Annotated in this window: 13 protein-coding genes; 5 read left to right on the forward strand and 8 right to left on the reverse strand. The window is 68.9% G+C overall.

Annotated elements, in window-relative coordinates:
• A complete protein-coding gene (locus tag OCL97_RS01080; RefSeq protein WP_377366823.1) occupies positions 1-735 on the forward strand; it encodes a GNAT family N-acetyltransferase in 735 nt (244 codons plus the stop codon).
• Positions 736-845: 110 nt separating this feature from the next.
• Here OCL97_RS01080 and OCL97_RS01085 read toward each other — a convergent pair whose 3' ends face one another.
• Complete coding sequence (locus tag OCL97_RS01085) at positions 846-3,368, reverse strand: ATP-binding protein (protein ID WP_377366825.1); 2,523 nt, start codon at positions 3,366-3,368, stop codon at positions 846-848.
• A gap of 324 nt (positions 3,369-3,692) precedes the next feature.
• On the opposite strand from OCL97_RS01085, the gene OCL97_RS01090 reads away from it, so the two are divergent.
• Positions 3,693-3,923: a sulfurtransferase TusA family protein gene (locus tag OCL97_RS01090; RefSeq protein ID WP_305336731.1), complete on the forward strand. Its 231-nt coding sequence runs from the start codon at positions 3,693-3,695 to the stop codon at positions 3,921-3,923.
• Here OCL97_RS01090 and OCL97_RS01095 read toward each other — a convergent pair.
• Positions 3,895-4,857, reverse strand: coding sequence for a YihY/virulence factor BrkB family protein (locus tag OCL97_RS01095; RefSeq protein WP_377366933.1), 963 nt, complete (start codon positions 4,855-4,857; stop codon positions 3,895-3,897). The genes OCL97_RS01090 and OCL97_RS01095 overlap by 29 nt on opposite strands.
• A 346-nt stretch (positions 4,858-5,203) precedes the next feature.
• On the opposite strand from OCL97_RS01095, the gene OCL97_RS01100 reads away from it, so the two are divergent.
• Positions 5,204-6,283 (forward strand): substrate-binding domain-containing protein, encoded by a 1,080-nt coding sequence (locus tag OCL97_RS01100; protein WP_377366827.1) that lies wholly within the window; start codon positions 5,204-5,206, stop codon positions 6,281-6,283.
• A 120-nt stretch (positions 6,284-6,403) separates the two neighbouring features.
• Here OCL97_RS01100 and OCL97_RS01105 read toward each other — a convergent pair whose 3' ends face one another.
• Both OCL97_RS01105 and OCL97_RS01110 read right to left on the reverse strand, forming a co-directional pair.
• Positions 6,404-7,537 (reverse strand): CaiB/BaiF CoA transferase family protein, encoded by a 1,134-nt coding sequence (locus OCL97_RS01105; protein ID WP_377366829.1) that lies wholly within the window; start codon positions 7,535-7,537, stop codon positions 6,404-6,406.
• Positions 7,538-7,596: 59 nt separating this feature from the next.
• On the reverse strand, positions 7,597-8,373 hold the full coding sequence (locus tag OCL97_RS01110) for an SDR family NAD(P)-dependent oxidoreductase (RefSeq protein WP_377366831.1): 777 nt from the start codon (positions 8,371-8,373) through the stop codon (positions 7,597-7,599).
• A gap of 134 nt (positions 8,374-8,507) precedes the next feature.
• Between OCL97_RS01110 and OCL97_RS01115 the strand changes: the two genes are divergently transcribed.
• Positions 8,508-9,830: a diguanylate cyclase domain-containing protein gene (locus OCL97_RS01115; protein ID WP_377366935.1), complete on the forward strand. Its 1,323-nt coding sequence runs from the start codon at positions 8,508-8,510 to the stop codon at positions 9,828-9,830.
• A 246-nt stretch (positions 9,831-10,076) separates the two neighbouring features.
• Here the strand turns inward: OCL97_RS01115 and mfd are convergent, their stop codons facing one another.
• The 3 genes from mfd to OCL97_RS01130 form a co-directional block, all read right to left on the reverse strand.
• A complete protein-coding gene (gene mfd, locus OCL97_RS01120; protein WP_377366833.1) occupies positions 10,077-13,583 on the reverse strand; it encodes a transcription-repair coupling factor in 3,507 nt (1,168 codons plus the stop codon).
• Positions 13,573-13,863: an FAD assembly factor SdhE gene (locus OCL97_RS01125; protein WP_304777895.1), complete on the reverse strand. Its 291-nt coding sequence runs from the start codon at positions 13,861-13,863 to the stop codon at positions 13,573-13,575. Before OCL97_RS01125 ends, mfd begins: the two co-directional genes overlap by 11 nt.
• Positions 13,864-13,969: 106 nt before the next feature.
• The gene (locus OCL97_RS01130; protein ID WP_377366835.1) at positions 13,970-14,590 is read right to left on the reverse strand and encodes a hypothetical protein; all 621 of its coding nucleotides are present in this window, start codon (positions 14,588-14,590) and stop codon (positions 13,970-13,972) included.
• Positions 14,591-14,667: 77 nt separating this feature from the next.
• Between OCL97_RS01130 and recG the strand changes: the two genes are divergently transcribed.
• Positions 14,668-16,743, forward strand: a complete 2,076-nt coding sequence (recG, locus tag OCL97_RS01135) for an ATP-dependent DNA helicase RecG (RefSeq protein ID WP_377366837.1) — start codon at positions 14,668-14,670, stop codon at positions 16,741-16,743.
• Here recG and OCL97_RS01140 read toward each other — a convergent pair whose 3' ends face one another.
• Positions 16,744-17,928 carry a DUF3089 domain-containing protein gene (locus OCL97_RS01140; protein WP_377366839.1) on the reverse strand — a complete coding sequence of 395 codons (1,185 nt, stop codon included), beginning with the start codon at positions 17,926-17,928 and terminating at the stop codon, positions 16,744-16,746.
• Positions 17,929-17,931 lie beyond the last annotated feature (3 nt).

Here is a 17,931-nt window from a genome sequence, read left to right on the forward strand (position 1 = left end):
TTGGAGGCCCTTGAGGCCCTTGAGGCCAATATTGGCGCCATCTTCGGCCTGTCCGAGACCGGCCGCATTGTGTGCGAGAACGAGCCCGGCCGACCGGCGGGGCCGAGGCTGTTCCTGGCGGGCTGCCGAGAGGGCGTCCGCGCCGTCCTGCGCCACGATGTGGGCGCCGAGACCGCGCGGGCGATTGAGGCGCTCGTGGCCCGCGCGGCGCCGTGGTTCGATCCCTGGGCCGACCCGGACGGCCTGGAGGACATGCTGGCCCTGCTGGGCCGCGACGCGCCTGTGGAAAGCGTCAGCCGGTCGCTGATCTACCGCCTGCCCCACGCCCTGCCTGTCGCTGCGGACGTCCGGATCATCACCGGCGACACCGGCGAGGGGCTCCGCTGGCTGGCCGGACTGGCGCAGACGGGGATGCCGCCACACCTGCTGGAGGCCGGCTTCCTGGGGGTGGGCGACTTCTGGGAGCCGTGGGTGGTGGCGCTCGAGGGCGACACCATCGCCGCCATGGCCTTCGCCGCGCGCATCGGGCCGAGGGCGGCCGAGACCGGGGTCTATGCCTTTCCAGGCTTCCGGGGTCGCGGCCTGGCCGCGGCGGTGACGGCGGCCTGGTCGAGCCTGCCCGAGCTGGCGGACCGGCCCCTGTTCTATTCGACCCAGACAACCAACGTCTCGTCGCAGCGGGTGGCGGCTCGGCTGGGACTGCCGCAGTTCGGAGCCGGGATCCGGATGACCTAGAGCATGTCAGGCGCAAGTGGGCGCCGGTTCGCCGCCCGGACATGCTCTAGATTCAAGTAGATAGACCCTTTTTATCCCATCAGGTTGATTCAACCTGATCCGGAAAGGGTCTAGGCCACTTCCCGGTCTCCCTGCGCCTGCTCGGCGGCCAGGATGGCGTGGACGATGGTTTCGATCAGAGCCTGGGCGCGGATCGGCTTGGACAGGTGCTGGTCGGCGCCCGCCTCGCGGCCGGCGCGGATGTGCTCGTCCATGGCGTTGGCGGTCAGCATGATGACCGGGGTGCGGGCCAGGCCCTCGGCGACCTCGAACGCCCGCAGCATGCGGGTGGCCGACAGGCCGTCCAGCTCGGGCATCTGCATGTCCATGAGCACGACGTCGAAGCGTTCGGTCCTCAGCCGGTCGAGGGCCAGCTGGCCATTCTCGACGATCTCCGGCTCGACGTTGACCGACTGCAGGATGAGCTGAACCACCTTCTGGTTGGTGGGGTGGTCCTCGGCCAGCAGGATGCGGCAGCCGGAGAGATCGAAGGCCGCCTGGGCCTCCACCGCCTCGGTAGCGGCCGCGGCCTCGGCGGCCTCCAGCGGCAGGACGAAGGTGAAGACCGAGCCGACACCCGGCGTCGATTCGACACTGATGGCGCCGCCCATGAGTTCCACCAGCGAGCGGCTGATGGCCAGGCCCAGGCCCGTGCCGCCGAAGCGCCGGGTGATGGAGCCGTCGGCCTGCTGGAAGCGACCGAACAGGCGGGCCTTCACGGCGTCGTCGAAGCCGATACCGGTGTCGGTGACGGAAAAGCGGACCTGCCCGCCCTCCTCCGTCACGGCCAGGCGCACCGCGCCGGCGTGGGTGAACTTCACGGCGTTGGAGAGCAGGTTGGACAGCACCTGGGTCAGGCGGACCTGGTCGCCCACGAAGGCGCCACGGGCAGCCTCGGCCACGGACCAGCCGAGTTCCAGCCCCTTGGACTCCGCCGCCGCGCGATGCAGCTCGGCGATGCGCCGCACGATGGCCTGCATGTCGAAGGTCTCGTTGGAGAGCTGAATTTCGCCGGCCTCGATCTTCGAGAAGTCGAGGATGTCGGTGAGGACCTGTTCCAGCAGGCGTCCCGAGGAGACGATCAGCTCGGCCAGTTCGCGGCTCTGCTGGGTCTTCTGCTGGGCGGCCAGGGTCTCGGAGATGGCGATGACGCCGTTCAGCGGCGTGCGCAGCTCGTGGCTCATATTGGCCAGGAACCGGGACTTCTCGGCGTTGGCGCGCTCCAGCTCGGCGGTCCGGTCGCGGACCCGGTCCTCCAGACTGGCCAGCACCTCCTCGACCTTCTCGCGCTCCCCACGCAGGGCGTTGGCCAGGACGCCGATTTCGTCGGTGCGCCGCTCGATCTTGCTGACGTCCTCCCGCTCGGGACGGCGGTCACGGACGCCGTAGACTTCGGGCTCGCAGGCGCCGGCCAGCTGACGCAGGGGCCAGACGATGGTGCGGCGGGCCAGGGCCACCACCAGCAGGGTCTGGATCAGGGAGGCGATCGCGCCGATCGCCAGGACCCAGGACGCCGACCGCGCCGCCGAGAGCGTGATGGCCGACTTGGGATAGGTGAGCAGCAGGTACCAGTCGGGACCCGCAAGCCGGCCATAGGCCACCACCTGGCGGCCATCGGGGCTATCGATCACGCCGTGCATCTGGCCGTCCCTGCGGATCGCCTTCACCAGGGACTTAAGGCTGAGTTTGCGTTCGTAGTCGGCGACGGTGTCCTCCGAGGCGCGGCCCGGCGTGCCGAAGCCCGGATAGGCGATCAGCTCGCCCTTCCCCGTCACCACCAGGTTGGAGGCGCCCGGCAGGGTGGTCCGTATGGCGTTGAGGAAGAACCCCGTGAGTTCAATGGAAGACCCGAACGAACCGACATAGCGGCCGTTCACATAGGCCGGGGTCAGGCAGCCCGTGGCCAGACGCTCGCCCATATTGTCCTGGATCAGGCGCTGCAGGTTGGTGCAGCGGGTCACCCGGGTCGGATCGTTCTTCGGCAGGGTGATCTGGGCCATCTCCTCCTTGGACACGTCGAGGCTGGCGGGCGCCTCGCGGCGGTAGAACATCAACCGGTCGGCCCGGTCGGGGCCGAACATCACCAGCCGGGCGTCGGCCGGGGCGAAGAAATAGAAATTGTCGTACTCGCTGCGGGCGGCCTGGCCGAAGTCGGACACCACGGAGAAGGCCGCGGTCAGGGCGCGGCGCTCGGCCATCGAGGCCTGGTCGGCGTCGGAAATGAAGGCGCCCATGCCGTAGATCCAGCGGCCCGAGGCGGTCAGGTGGCCATCGAACAGGGCGTCGCGGCTGCGGCGGGTGCCGTCGCCCTTGGCCGGGAAATAATCATCGGTGAGCCGGACCACGTCAGCGTCCGAGAGGTGGTTCATGCGGCGCTCAAGCTCGACGCCGGCGGCCTTGTGCAGGTTGGTGAGGTTGGTGAAACGTTTGTCGATGTTGGAGCTGCGCTCGCGCACATAGTCCGAGAGATAGCTCAGCTGTCGATTTGTCAGTTCCTGCTGGAAGACGACGAAGGCGCCGATGGACCCCAGGATGGTGACCACCAACGACATCAGCCCGACGCTGATCAGGAATCTGCGCGAAAGAGAGTTCATCGCCCCGCCAACGGCCCAACCGAAAGCCTGAACCTACGGACCAGTCCTTGCGCCCAGGTTACGAAATTCAACCTTTAGGACATGGTTGCGACAGCATTACCCTTAGGGTTAGCGGTCATCCCAGGCGTTTCGACTACAAAAATACAACCCTGACGACAGTCGCGATAACCTAGGGCGCGGCGTCGAGGGCCAAGGACAGGGGCGGCGCGACCTCCTCCAGGGACTTACGCTCCGCGTTGACGCCCAGGAACACTTCGACGATCGCGGCGAAGATCATCAGGCCAAGCTTGGGTTCCAGGGCGCGACTGGGCTATGCACAGAATCATGGCCAGCGAGATCATCGTCGACGCCCGAGGCCACCACTGCCCGGTGCCAACCCTGCGGCTGCGGCGCGCGCTGGAGGATGCGCCTGCCGGGGCGCAGGTGCGCCTCTACGCCGACGACCCCATGGCGCGGATCGACGTGCCCCACTTCGCGTCGGGCGCCGGGTTCGAGGTGGTGGAGACGGCCGAAGAGGCCGGGACGCTCAGCTTCCTGATCCGGAAACCAGCCTAGTCTTTTCGCCCCGCAGGTCCGGCAGCAGGCCGGCGGCGGACGTGGCCCGGTGCTCGTCCATGGCCAGCTCGATCTCAGTGGCCAGAGCGCCGCCGAAGAAGATGGCGTTCACGGTCCAGGACAGCCAGATCAGGAACACCACCACGGCGGCCACGGAGCCATAGGTGGCCCCCAGCTGCGCGATCTGCTCGACATAGAAGGCGCTGGCCCAGGACATGAACAGGCACAGCAGGGCGGCGGCCATGCCCCCGGTGATGGAGGCCTTCCAGGCCACCGGGCGGCTGGACATGGCGAAGCGGTAGATCAGGCTCATGGCCAGGGTGATGCCGAAGCTGGCCCAGGTCCACTCGCTGAACAGCCAGGGCGCGCCAGCCAGGGGCTTGATGTCGAAGGCCGCCGCCACGAAGCGCAGGTAGAAGAAGGCCGCCGACAGGAAGCCCAGCAGCACGAAGGCGGCCACCAGCACCAGCAGGGCCATGACGTTGAAGCCCACGAAGCCGCGCGGGGCCTCGTCGTCGTGAATGAAGGACAGCCCCGCCAGCAGGGCCTTGAACCCCCGGTGGGAGGCGTAGGATCCGATGATCAGGGCCACGCCGCTCTGAGCCGAGACCGCCTCCAGGGGCGCGCGGGCCAGGCGGGTGAGCTCGCCCTCGAACAGGCCGCGCGCCACCGGCGGCATCAGGTGAGACAGCATCTCGGCCTGGGCGGCGGCCTGGCTGGCGTCGGCGAAGAAGGAATAGACCCCCACCATGATGGCCAGGCCGGGGAAGACCGCCAGCAGGACAAAGAAGGAGACCCCCCCGACATAGAGCATCACGTCGCGGCCCCAGAGGCGCGTCAGAGCCTTGCCGTTTACCGACAAGGTCCGCCGCACCCAGTGCAGCGGGTCCCAGTCGATGTCTCGCAAACGCTGAATCTGGCCCCGGATCGACATCGGGCGGAAGGTGATCAAGACCAGACGATTAGGCAAGCCGCGATCTGACGCGGCGCGGTAGGACCGATCAAGCCAAAGCGGCGCGCCACCTGGGGGAGTGGCGCGCCATCGATGGGCGTGTCGTACCATCGGGGCGGGCCGCCGCCCGAGGGACGGGAGTGGGCGACGACCAACCTGGGGACAGATTACCGAGCGGCCGCTGAACCCAGGCTGAACGGCGCTCGCGGAACATGTTCACTTGGGGACGGCGTCACGTCATTGTCGCATAAACTTCAAGAACGGGTGTTAGCTGGACCCGAGCCCCTGTGGCGCCGCCGCAAGCGGCGCCCTCCATCGGAGTTTCCTCATGAAGACCGCCATCTACCTCGCCGCCGGCGCGGCCCTCGCCCTGAGCGCCTGCAGCCCGAAGACCGACACCACCTCCGAGACCGCTGGCGACGGCGGCGGCGGAAACCGCGCCCAGGTCTGGGCCGCGGGCTCCTCCACGGTCTTCCCCTTCGCCACCCGCGTGGCCGAGAACGTCGCCCGGACCACCGGCGGCAAGCCCGCCCGAGTCGAATCGCTGGGCACCGGCGGTGGCTTCAAGCTGTTCTGCGGCGGCGCGAGCTCGCAATACCCCGACGTCGCCACCGCCTCGCGGCCGATCAAGAAGTCGGAATTCGAAAAGTGCGCCGCGGCCGGCGTCACCGACATCATCGAGATCAAGATTGGCTTCGACGGCATCGTCGTGGCCAATGACAAGAAGGGCCCCACCTTCGACCTGCACCGCGAGCAGCTCTACATGGCGCTCGCCGCCGAGGTGCCCAAGGGCGGCGCCTTCGCCCCGAACACCGCCAAGACCTGGGACGCCGTCGGCCCCGGCCTGCCCAAGGACGCGATCCTGGTCTATGGCCCGCCCCCCACCTCGGGCACCCGCGACGCCTTCAACGAACTGGCCCTCGAAAAGGGTGGCGAAAAGGACGCCACGCTGGCCGCGCTGAAGAAGTCCGATGAAGACAGCTTCAAGGCCAAGACCCACACCATCCGCTCCGACGGGCTCTGGGTCGACTCCGGCGAGAATGACAACGCCATCGTCCAGACCTTGCAGAAGACGCCGCATTCGATCGGCGTGTTCGGCTACTCGTTCCTCGAGAACAACATGGACAAGGTGAAGGCCGCCAAGATCGAGGGCGTGGCCCCGACCTTCGAGACCATCTCCAGCGGCGCCTATCCGCTGTCGCGCTCGATGTTCATCTATGTGAAGAAGGCCAGCATCGGCGTGACGCCGGGCCTGCGGGAATTCGTCGACGGCTTTGTCTCCGACGCGGCGACCGGCAAGGGCGGCTACCTGCAATCGCGCGGTCTGATCCCGCTGCCGGAAGCCGAGCACAAGGCTCAGCAGGCCTCGGTGAAGGCGCTGACGGTGATGACGGCTCCGGCGTCGTAAGACTTAACTCCGTCATCCCGGACGGCCGCCAGGCTGATCCGGGACCCAGGGGCCAGCGTACGGCCCCTGGGTTCTGGATCGTCGCCTCGTTGAGGCCGGGATGACGCCTGAGCTATCGCCCTACCCGTTCATCGCCCCGGTCGCCTTCAGCGCCTCGATCTCCGCGCCCGAGAAACCCCAGTCGGTGAGCGCCTCGGTGTCGTGGGCGCCGATGGCGGGCGGCGGGCCCTGGATGGCGCCGGGCGTGGCCGAGAAGCGTGGCGCGGGGGCCGGCTGGATGACGCCGGCGACCTCGACGAAGGTCTGACGGGCGACGTTATGGGGATGCTTGGGCGCCTCATCCAGGTCGAGGACCGGGGCGAAGCAGACGTCGGTGCCGCCCATGATGGCGGTCCACTCGTCCTGGGTTTTCTTGGCGATCACCTCGGCCAGCTTAGCGCGCAGGCTGTCCCACTCGCCGCGCTTCATCTGACCTGCGAAGGCAGGGTCGGTAATCCCTGTCTTTTCAAGCAACAAGGCGTAGAACTGCGGCTCAATCGAGCCGATCGAAATCCACTTGCCATCCGAGCATTGGTAAGTGTCGTAGAAGTGGGCGCCGCCATCCAGCATGTTGGCCCGGCGGTCGTTGGTCCACATGCCGCTGGCCTTCATGCCGTAGAACATCGCCATCAGGGAAGCCGACCCGTCGCTCATGGCGCAATCGATCACCTGGCCCTTGCCGGTCTCCCGGGCGCTGATGATCCCGGCCATCAGGCCGAAGGCGAGGTAGAGGGCCCCGCCCCCCATGTCCCCCACCAGGTTCAGCGGCGGGACGGGTTTATCCTTGGTCCCGATGGCGTGCAGAGCGCCGCTGATGGCGATGTAGTTCATGTCGTGGCCAGCGGCCTGGGCATAGGGGCCAGTCTGCCCCCAGCCGGTCATGCGGCCATAGACCAGCTTGGGATTGCGCTGGAGCGCCGCGTCGGGACCCAGGCCCAGGCGCTCCATCACCCCGGGACGGAAGCCCTCGAACACCGCGTCGGCGCCCTCCATCAACTTCAGGCAGGTCTCGATGGCCTCGGGGCTCTTCAGGTCCAGGCCGACCGACCGGCGGCCACGGGCGCTGACATTGGCCGGCGAGGCGCCGCCGGTCCCCTTGCGGTCGATGCGCACCACGTCCGCACCCAGGTCCGACAATAACATGCCGCAGAACGGGCCGGGCCCGATCCCTGCGAACTCGATGATCTTCAGTCCGGTCAGCGGTCCCTGGCGCATAGATACTCTCCCTAGATTTTGCGGCAGCTTAGCGCCAATGACGCGCGGTCAGCCAAGCCCTAGCCCCCGCCGGGCAGCGATTGGCCGTCGTCGATGGTGATCAGGGTTCCAGCGATGGCCCGAGCGGCGGGGCCGCACAGCATCATGAAGGCGGCGTCCAGGTCGTGAGCCTCCATCAGCCGGCGGCGCGGGAAGCCCTTGAGCTGCTTCTGGCCGCCCTCGGTGCTCCACCAGAAGGCGTTGATGTCGGTCTCGATATAGCCAGGCGCCAGGGCGTTGACCGCGATCCCGCGCCGCGACCACTCGCGGGCCAGGCTGCGGGTCAGCATCGCGACCGAGGCCTTGGAGGCGTTGTAGGCCGCCAGGCCCGGCAGGACCGTATGGCTGGCGATGGAGGCGATGTTGACGATGCGGGCCTGGCCGGCGTCGGCGGTCCCGTTGGCGAACATCAGCCGGGCGGCGGCCTGGGCCGCGAAGAACACCCCGCGCACATTGACGTCAAAGGTGCGGTCCCACTCCTCGACGGTGAGATCGAGCGCCAGCCCCTCCCCGCCGACCCCGGCGTTGTTCACCAGGATGGACACCGGTCCCAGGCCCGCCTCGATCTCGGCGAAGGCGGGCGCGATGGAAGCGGCGTCGGCGACGTCCAGGCGCAGGGCCATGGCGCGGCCGCCCGATCCAGCGATCTCACCGGCCAGGGTCTCCACCATGTCCAGCCGGCGGGCGGTCAGGGCGACGGACGCGCCGGCCCCGGCCAGCAGCCTGGCGAAGTGGGTTCCCAGCCCGCCGGACGCTCCGGTGATGATGGCCGTCTGGCCCGAAAGCGGCTTGTCCATGGCGATGCTCCACACCCATGACCTGCGCGTCCCTGTCGCGGTCGCGCGCCTCTGTATATTCTGCCTTCAGCCCGATTCCCGCCTATAAGCGGCAAGGTCGGCTGTCTTGTTGTTTCAAAGGTTGAGGAATGGCCCTGGGCGTCCATGCGCGAGTTCTGATCGTCGCGCGAGATGACGCCCTGGCGGGTCCGCTCGCCGAGGGGCTGGACCGGCTCGGCTGGCGCACCGTCACGGCGCGCGGCCCCTATGCCGCCATCGCCGCGCTCAGCGACCTGCAGGTGGAAGCCGCCATCGTCGATCTCGCCAGCGGCGGCCACGAGGCCCTGACCCTGGCCAAGCGCCTGAAGGCCGCCTGCGCCCCGCGCCGCCTGCCGGTGATCGCCATCGGCGCGCCGGGGCCGGAACTGGACGGCCTGAACTTCGACCTCACCCTGACGGCGCCGGTGCACCCGGCCCAGGTGGTGCTGCGCCTGGAGACCCTGGTGCGCATGGCCATCGCCGAGGAGGAGTTCGAGCTGCGGCTAGAGACCTTCAGCGAGCGCGGCCGGCGGCTCGAGACGCCCGATCCCGACCCCACGCCCTTCCGGGTGCTGGCCATCGGCGAACCGGCGCCGCAGTTCCTGGCCCTGTCCAACGCCCTGACCGGTTCCGGCGCCGAGGTGGTGGGCGCCTTCACGGCCTATACGGCCTTCGACTACCTGCACGAGCGGCCCTTCGACGCCGTGGTGCTGTGGGCCGGGGACAACAGCCAGGAGGCGCTGTCCATCGCCGCGGGCATGCGCCGCAACACCCGCCTCTATCACACGCCCGCCCTGCTCTACATGAAGCAGGAGAGCTATGTGACCATGTCGGAGGCCTATCATCGCGGCATCTCTGACGTGGCCTCGCCCGAGACGCCGGAGACCGAGACCGCCAAGCGGGTGATTGAGCTGGCGCGCTCCTACCGCCGCCAGACCACCATTCGCAAGGCGCTGGAAAAGGCGCGCGCCTCGGGCCTGATGGACCCGGCGACGGGCCTGTTCACCCGGGACCTGTTCGCCACCCATCTCGGCCGCCTGGCCCAGGCCTCGCGGCTGCGCAACCGGCCGCTGTCGGTGTGCGTGCTCAAGGTTTCCGAGAGCCACGATGTCGGCGCCGCCCGGCACGGGGGCTGGCTGGACCGCGCCATCCCGCAGATCGGCTCGATGATCGGCCGCCTGGTGCGGGTGGAGGATACGGCTGCACGCCTCGGGCCCGAGGTGTTCGCCCTGGCCCTGCCCGCGACGCCCCAGGTCTCGGCCCGGGCGGCCGGAGAGCGCATCGCCGCCGTCATCGGCTGCACAGCCTTCGAGGCCGGAGAAGGTAAGGCCCCCTTCGTGGTGGAGTTCGACATCGGCGTCGCCGAGGTCAGCCTAGCGGCGGGCGTCGGCAAGGCGCTGGAGGAAGCCGCGGCGCGGGCGGTGGAGCGGGCGGGCTAACCCACCTCGCGAGCCGTCAGTTATCCATCCACGCGACGTCGCAGGTCCCGTCCTCCCGCATCTTCTTCAGGACAGCATGGAGGAGAGCGCCTTGGGCGACTTCCGCGCACTTGCCAGGATCGCTCTCATGATAGGTGTGTCTGTACGGAGAGCCGGCGCTTTGGCAGCCGGACAACCCAAGCACCGCAACAAGAATCACTGACCTGTTCGACAGATTGGGAGATCGCGTCATGCCAAGTGACCTCCCTACGTCGCGGCCGCAGCCCCGGCCAGCTTGGCCAGCTCACTCAGAACCCGCTCAGCCGCGTTGAGCCGCTGTTCGGGGGTTTCCCACTCGCCGCGCACCACGACCTTGTTGTCGGGGCGGACCTTCCAGGCGACCTGGTTCTTGGTGACGAAGGCCATCAGCCCCATGGGGTTGGGGAAGTCCTCGTTGCGGAAGGTGACCACGGCGCCCTTAGGCCCCACGTCGATCTTGGCGACATTGGCCTCGCGGCAGAGGCCCTTGATGGCCACCACCTTCAGCAGCTGGCCGGCTTCCGGCGGCAGGGGGCCGAAGCGGTCGATCATCTCGGCGGCCAGGGCCTCGCGGTCACCGGACTTCTCGGCGTCGGACAGGCGGCGATAGAGCGACAGGCGCACGTGAAGGTCGGGGACATAGTCCTCGGGGATCAGCACGGCGGCGCCAGTGTTGATCTGCGGCGACCAGCCCCGGTCGGCGGCGCCCTCGCCCTTGCCGGCCAGTTCCTTCAGGTCATTGACCGCGTCCTCCAGCATCTGCTGGTACAGCTCGACGCCGATCTCGCGGATGTGGCCCGACTGTTCCTCGCCCAGCAGGTTGCCGCCGCCGCGCTGGTCCAGGTCATGGCTGGCCAGCTGGAAGCCGGCGCCCAGGCTGTCGAGGGACTGCAGCACCTTCAGGCGGCGCTCGGCCGAGATGGTGATCTGCTTCTCGGCCGGCGTGGTCATGTAGGCGTAGGCGCGCGCCTTGGCCCGGCCGACCCGGCCGCGCAGCTGGTAGAGCTGGGCCAGGCCGAACATGTCGGCGCGGTGAATGATCAGTGTGTTGGCGGTGGGAATATCCAGGCCGCTCTCGACGATCGTGGTCGACAGCAGCACATCGTATTGCCCCTCGTAGAAGGCGCTCATCACGTCTTCCAGCTGGGTCGGCGCCATCTGGCCATGGCCGACGACGTAGCGGACCTCCGGCACCTGCTCGCGCAGGAAGCGTTCCAGCTCGGTCAGGTCGGAGATGCGCGGGACCACGTAATAGGCCTGGCCGCCACGGTACTTCTCCCGCAGCAGGGCCTCGCGGATGACGATGGGGTCGAAGGGGGTGACGTAGGTGCGCACCGCCAGACGGTCCACCGGCGGGGTGGCGATAATCGACATCTCCCGGATGCCGCTGAGCGACATTTGGAGGGTTCGAGGGATCGGCGTGGCGGTCAGCGTCAGCATGTGCACGTCGGCGCGAAGCTCCTTGAGCTTCTCCTTGTGCTTGACCCCGAAGTGCTGCTCCTCGTCGACGATCACCAGGCCGAGGTTCTTGAAGCCCACCTGCTTGGACAGCACCGCGTGGGTGCCGACGATGATCTCCACCTCGCCGTTCTTGAGCGCCTCGCGGGTCTCGGCGGCTTCCTTGGGCGGCACCAGGCGCGACAGGCGGGTGACCTTGATGGGCCAGCCCTGGAAGCGTTCGGTGAAGGTCTTGTAGTGCTGGCGGGCCAGCAGGGTGGTGGGGGCGACGATGGCCACCTGCTGGCCGCTCATGGCCACCACGAAGGCGGCGCGAAGGGCCACCTCAGTCTTGCCGAAGCCGACGTCCCCGCAGATCAGGCGATCCATCGGCTTGCCGGCGCTGAGATCCTCGAGAATGTCGCCGATGGCCGAGAGCTGGTCGTCGGTCTCCTCATAGGGGAAGCGGGCGCAGAATTCGTCGAACACCCCATGCGGCGGATCGACCGGATCGGTGGTGCGCGTGGCGCGGGCCGCGGCGATCTGGATCAGGCCGATGGCCATGTCGCGCAGGCGTTCCTTGGCCTTGGCCTTGCGCGCCTGCCAGGCCGCGCCGCCCAAGCGGTCGAGCTGGACGCCGTCGCCCTCCGAGCCGTAGCGGGTCAGCAGGTCGATGTTCTCCACCGGCAGGTAGAGCTTGGCCTCGGCGCCGTATTGCAGCTCCAGGCAGTCGTGCGGCGCGCCCTGGACCGACAGGGTCTTCAGGCCCTCATAGCGCCCGATGCCGTGGTCGATGTGGACCACGAGGTCGCCGGGGCTGAGCGACGAGGCCTCGGCCAGGAAATTGGACGCCCGGCGCTTGCGGCGCGGCCGGGCCAGGCGGTCGCCCAGGATGTCGGTTTCGGAGATGACCGCCAGGGTGTCAGTCTCGAAACCGCTCTCCAGCGGCAGGACGACCCGTTGCGGGAACTTCGGATTGGCGGCCTTGGCGGCGTCCCAATAGGGCGCCTGGCTGACGTTTTTCAGGCCGTGGTCGGCCAGCATGACGCCGAGACGCTCTGACGAGCCCTCCGACCAGGAGGCGAACAGCACACGTTTCCCCGACGCAGCTAAAGCTTGCGCGTGGGCTGCAGTGGCCTCGAACAGGTTCACCGAGTCCTGCTGGCGCTCGGCGATGAAGGTGCGGCCCTGGCGGGCGCCCATGTCCACCACCAGTTCGCCCCCGGCCTCCTGGAAGGCGGAGAACTGGCGGGTGGCGCGTTCGGCCAGGCGCGCGCGCCATTCCTCGGCGGTGAGATAGAGGCGGTCGGGCTCCAGAGGGTGGTAGTGGACCTTGCGGTCGGCCTGGGCGCGGGCGTCGTAGGCGTCGGCGATCATGGCCAGGCGCTCGTCGCGGGCCTGGCTGGCCAGGTGGTCGACGCCGATCAGGGCCGAACCCGGCAGATAGTCGAACAGGGTGGTCATCGACGGATAGAACAGGGGCAGCCAGTGCTCCATGCCCGCCCGTCGGCCGCCGCCGCTGACCGTCTCATAGAGCGGGTCCCCGCCGGGGGCCCCGAAGGCCTCCACATAGCCGCGGCGGAAGCGCGAGATGGAGTCCTTGTCCAGCAGGGCCTCGCTGACCGGCAGGAGGCTGACCTCCTTGAGCTGGCGGGTGGAGCGCTGGGTGTCGGGGTCGAAGCCGCGGATGGATTCCAGGGTGTCGCCGAACAGGTCCAGGCGGACCGGCTCCTCGGCGTTGGGCGGGAAGACGTCGATCACGCCACCACGGATGGCGAACTCGCCGCGCTCGGAGACCGTCGAGGCCCGCGCATAGCCGTTGACCGCGAAGTAGCGCTCCAGGTCGGAGATCTCGACCACATTGCCGGTGCGGGCCGAATAGGCCGCGCCCTGGACCACGTCCTTGGGCGGTACGCGCTGCATGAGGGCAGGCGTGGTGGTGACCAGCAGGGTCGGCTTCTTGGCGTCCAGGCCGTGGGCGAGGCGCGCGAGCGTGGTCATCCTCTGGGCCGCGACGCCCGGCGACGGGCCGGTGCGGTCATAGGGCAGGCAGTCCCAGGACGGGAACTGCAGCACCTCGATGCCCTGGGCGAAGAACCTGAACGCGTCGATGAAGGCCGAGAGCCGCGAGCCGTCGCGGGCCACGAAGACCGACAGGCCGCCCCGGGCGCGCACGATGTCGGCCATGATCAGGGCGTCGAAACCCTCGGGCGCGCCGATCAGGTCGAGGCGGCCGGGGTCGGTGGCGATACGGCGGTGGTCCGCCGCGCTGGGCGCGCGCGAACCGTCAGCCGCCATGTTCGTCACCACGGATCTCATGAACCTTGAACCGGAAGGCCTTGATCTGGTTCAGCAGCGAGCCGTCGAATTCCGCCGGAATGTCCGCCCGCTCCATGATCCACTCGTAGAGGTCGTGGTCCGGCTGCTCGAGCAGCACCTCGAAGAGGTCGAGGTCCTGCGGCGACAGTTCGTGGGCATGGGTGTCCGCGAACGGCCCCAGAATGAGGTCCGCTTCCCTGAAGCCCCTGTGCCACGCACGGAACTTCAGTTTTCGCAGGCGGGTATCGTCAATCGACATGTGGACGGGCCGATATAGGGCGGCCCGTCCCCGGACGCCAGCGTTCAGAGCGTGACAGCCTGAAGTGGATGCTGGTTCAGGCGCCCGTCACGCTCCGGCTCTGTCGTCAGTCGCCGCCGTACCAGGAGAAAGACAGGTTCTTGAAGGGCGTGCCGCCGATCGACAGGCCGGTGCGCAGGACCGTCTCCTGGGTTCCTGGACCGCCGGCGCGAGCCCGCTTCAGGGCCGCCATGTCGATGGTCCCATCGAACTGGACCTGGCCGAGGCTGACGTCGGTCCCGGTGAACTGGAGGTTCCCGCCGCCGATCTTGTAGCTGGTGGGCAGGACCCGGATGGTCTTGGTGTAGATGGGCTGGCCCAGCTCGTTCTCGCCCTTCTGGGTGGTGACATCGACGAAGTCGAACATGATGGGACCCCAGGGCCCGCCCTGCTCACCGGCCTCCCACCTGTTGAAGTCGTCCTCCGGACCGAAGGTGATGTTTTCCAGCCGGAAGTCGCCGACCTTCACCTCGGTGTTGGGGATGTAGTAGCCGAACAGGTCATCGCCCTTCACGTGGCTGAAGCCGGCCGGCGCTGCGGCCGGGGCGGCGGCCGGAGTCCCGACGGGGGCTTCGACGGGCGGGACGAAGCCCGAGTCGGAAGTCGCCTTCTGCCCGCTGGCGCTCGATGACTGGTTGCACCCAGCCAGCAAGCCGGCCAGGGCCACGGCGGTCCACAGATTGCGCATGGATATCTTCCCCCAAAGGTCGGCGGGAGATCATCATGGGTCGCGGCGGGCGTCCAGCTTCACGCTATGATCGCCCCATGCGGCCCGAGATTCTGTTTCCCCTCTACGCCCCGGTGACCACGCTGAAGGGCGTGGGCTCACGGGTGGCGCCCCTGCTGGAGAAGCTGGCCGGCCCTATCGTGCGCGACGTGCTGTTCTTGGCGCCCCACTCGCTGGTGCGCCGCCGCCCCGCCACGGTGAACACCGCCATCGAGGGCGAGGTTCAGACCTTCACCGTTGAGATCGACGAGCATCAGAAGCCGCGCAGCCCGCAACAGCCGTGGAAGATCCGCGCCTTCGACGGCTCGGGCTTCCTGACCCTGGTCTATTTCGGCAGCTTCGGACACGCCGTCGCCGAGAAGAACCCGGTGGGCGCCAAGCGGATCGTCTCGGGCAAGGTCGAGCGGTTCGGCTCGGAGTGGCAGATCAGCCATCCGGACTATCTGGTGGCGCCCGACAGGGCCGACGAGATTCCGGAGGTGGAGACCGTCTATCCGGCCACCGCCGGCCTGCCCGCCCGCACGGTGCGCAAGCTGGCTCTCCAGGCCCTGACCCACGCCGCCGACCTGCCCGAGTGGCAGGACCCCGCCTGGATGGCCAAGGGCGGCTTTCCCACCTGGCGCGAGGCCCTTGCGCGGATGCACGCCCCGGCCAGCGAGGGCGACCTCCTGCCAACGGCGGCCCATCTGCGCCGCCTGGCCTATGACGAACTGCTGGCCCACCAACTGGCCATGGCCCAGCGCAAGGCCGACCGCCGCGCCGAACCCGCCGACAGGATCGCGCCGGGACCCAAGGCGGCCGCCATCGTCGCCGACCTGCCCTTCACGCTGACCGGCGCCCAGGAGCGCGCCCTGGCCGACGTGCGCCACGACTTCGCCCAGGGCGAACGCATGAGCCGGCTGCTGCAGGGGGACGTCGGCTCAGGCAAGACCGTGGTGGCGATGCTGGCCATGGCCGATGTCGCTGCGGCCGGTGGCCAGTGCGCCCTGATGGCGCCGACCGAAATCCTGGCCCGCCAGCACTATGAGACCCTGTCAGGCCCCCTCGCCGCCCATGGGATCACCTGTGTGCTGTTGACGGGTCGCGACAAGGGCGCGGCGCGGGCCGAGAAGCTGCGCGCCATCGCCAGCGGCGCGGCCCAGGTCGCGGTGGGCACCCACGCGCTCTTCCAGGCGGAGGTTCATTTCCAGGGGCTGCAGCTCGCCGTCGTCGACGAGCAGCACCGGTTCGGCGTGGCCCAGCGCCAGCTGCTGCAGGCCAAGGGGCGGTCGGTCCACCTGCTGGCCATGTCGGCGACGCCGATCCCCCGCACCCTGGAACTCACCGTCTATGGCGACCTCGACGTCAGCCGCATCGATGAGAAGCCGCCCGGCCGCACACCAGTGGCCACCCGCGCGGCGCCCATGACCCGGGTGGACGAGGTGGAGGCCCGTCTGCGCGAGGCGGTCGCCGGCGGCGCCCAGGCCTTCTGGATCTGCCCGCTGGTTTCGGAGTCGGAGCTGGTGGACCTGAAGGCCGCCGAGCAGCGGGCCATCGAACTGCGCGCCACGATCGGCGACGGCGTCGGCCTGGTGCATGGCAAGATGACCGGGCCGGAAAAGGACGCCGTCATGGCCGACTTCGCCGACAACCGGATCAAGGTGCTGGTGGCCACGACGGTGGTGGAGGTGGGCGTCAACGTCCCCAACGCTACCATCATGGTCATCGAACAGGCCGAGCGCTTCGGACTGGCCCAACTGCACCAGCTGCGCGGCCGAGTCGGGCGTGGGCGGCGCGAAAGCTCGTGCGTGCTGCTCTACGATCCGCCGCTGTCGGAGACCGCCCAGAAGCGCCTGGATATCCTGCGGCGCACCGACGACGGCTTCCTGATCGCCGAGACCGACCTGGAGCTGCGGGGCGGCGGCGACGCGCTCGGCCTGCGCCAGAGCGGCTTCCCGGACTATGTGTTCGCCGATCCCTTCGCCCATCGGGACCTGATCGCAGCGGCCGGCGACGACGCGCGGCTGATCATCGGCCGTGACCCGGAGCTGACCAGCGAGCGCGGCAAGGCGCTGCGGGTCCTGCAGGAGCTGTTCGATTGGCGGGCCAGTTCGCCGCTGAAGGACGCGGGTTAGCTACCGGTCGATCCGATGTACCCGTGACACCTTCACCGCCCGCACCTCGGTGATGGGCGGAGCCGGCCGCACGAAGCTCGGGCTGGAGGTCAGGGCCGCCACCCGCCGCTTCGCGTCGGCCTCGAGGTCGCCGTAGAAGAGGTTGTAGCCAGGGACCTTGCGCTTGTCGGCCCAGGAGCCGGCGCTCTTCAGCATCTTGGGCTTGGGCCGTGACACCCGCAGGATGCCGTCCTCGCACCTGGCGGAGACCTGGCGGGTCAGGAAGGCGGGCCGCGCGCCCCACTCCAGACCGGTGGCGTTGGCCGCCCCCAGGTTCAGCTTGGCGGGCGCAGGGGCGTTGGAGACGGCGCCGAGCAGCGGATTGAAGCACAGCGGCGTACGGCCCGAGATGTGCTCCAGCTCGCCGTTCGCGTCCCAGATCAGGGAGCGGTCCTTCAAGGCCTGGACCCGCTCGACGTCATGCTCGAAGGCCGAGGCCCAGGCGGCGAGGCAGCCGGCCTGCCGTGGTCCGGCGCAGGGCGTCAGCGGCGGGGCGTCGGCGGAAACCACGGTCTCGATGAGGTAGGCCGCCGCCAGCCGTGCCCGGACCGAAGGGTCGCGGATGACTTCGTCGGCGATCAGGCGCGAGGCCAGGGTGCCGCCCTGTTCCACACCCACGATGATGAAGGGCCGGCCCTTGTTGTCGGCGGCGAGGTACTGGCGGAAAGCGGCGGCCACGTCGGCATAGGCGAAACGGCGGGCGTCGCGGGCGTCCTCGCGCAGGGTCAGCAGGGTGTAGAGGCTGGCCTGGCGGTAGCGTGGGGCGAACAGGCGGCCGACGCGGACGAAGGGCCCGGCATAGTTCGGCGCCACGACACGCCGGAAGAACTTGTCGGCCTGGACGTCGTCGATGGGGCTGTTCCAGTGGGGACCGCCGTCATAGCTGGTGGGCCCAACGAAGAAGACGTCGGCGGCTGGATCGGCCGTGGTCCAGACCTCGGGGTGGGCGGGCAACAGGGCCCAGGCGGCGCGGCGCGTGTAGTCGGGCGCTGTTGGCGGCCGGTAGGTCTGGAACGGCTCCTTGGGATCCAGGGCGTTGCTGGCGATGTCGTCGCGCCAGACGAAGGCGGCCATGATCACAAGGGCCAGAACCACGACGACCGCCGCGCTCACCGTCCGCTTGAAGCCCTTGGGACGCTCCGCCATCGC

The organism is Phenylobacterium ferrooxidans (assembly GCF_042714595.1).
Taxonomy (GTDB): domain Bacteria; phylum Pseudomonadota; class Alphaproteobacteria; order Caulobacterales; family Caulobacteraceae; genus Phenylobacterium; species Phenylobacterium ferrooxidans.

Excerpts from the sequence above, each read along its gene's own strand:
- OCL97_RS01110 (WP_377366831.1), bottom strand. The coding sequence starts at position 8,373 with ATGGACAAGCCGCTTTCGGGCCAGACGGCCATCATCACCGGAGCGTCC.
- OCL97_RS01105 (WP_377366829.1), bottom strand. The coding sequence starts at position 7,537 with ATGCGCCAGGGACCGCTGACCGGACTGAAGATCATCGAGTTCGCAGGG.
- OCL97_RS01140 (WP_377366839.1), bottom strand. The coding sequence starts at position 17,928 with ATGGCGGAGCGTCCCAAGGGCTTCAAGCGGACGGTGAGCGCGGCGGTC.
- OCL97_RS01100 (WP_377366827.1), top strand. The coding sequence starts at position 5,204 with ATGAAGACCGCCATCTACCTCGCCGCCGGCGCGGCCCTCGCCCTGAGC.
- OCL97_RS01090 (WP_305336731.1), top strand. The coding sequence starts at position 3,693 with ATGGCCAGCGAGATCATCGTCGACGCCCGAGGCCACCACTGCCCGGTG.
- recG (WP_377366837.1), top strand. The coding sequence starts at position 14,668 with ATGCGGCCCGAGATTCTGTTTCCCCTCTACGCCCCGGTGACCACGCTG.
- OCL97_RS01085 (WP_377366825.1), bottom strand. The coding sequence starts at position 3,368 with ATGAACTCTCTTTCGCGCAGATTCCTGATCAGCGTCGGGCTGATGTCG.
- OCL97_RS01095 (WP_377366933.1), bottom strand. The coding sequence starts at position 4,857 with ATGTCGATCCGGGGCCAGATTCAGCGTTTGCGAGACATCGACTGGGAC.
- mfd (WP_377366833.1), bottom strand. The coding sequence starts at position 13,583 with ATGGCGGCTGACGGTTCGCGCGCGCCCAGCGCGGCGGACCACCGCCGT.
- OCL97_RS01130 (WP_377366835.1), bottom strand. The coding sequence starts at position 14,590 with ATGCGCAATCTGTGGACCGCCGTGGCCCTGGCCGGCTTGCTGGCTGGG.
- OCL97_RS01125 (WP_304777895.1), bottom strand. The coding sequence starts at position 13,863 with ATGTCGATTGACGATACCCGCCTGCGAAAACTGAAGTTCCGTGCGTGG.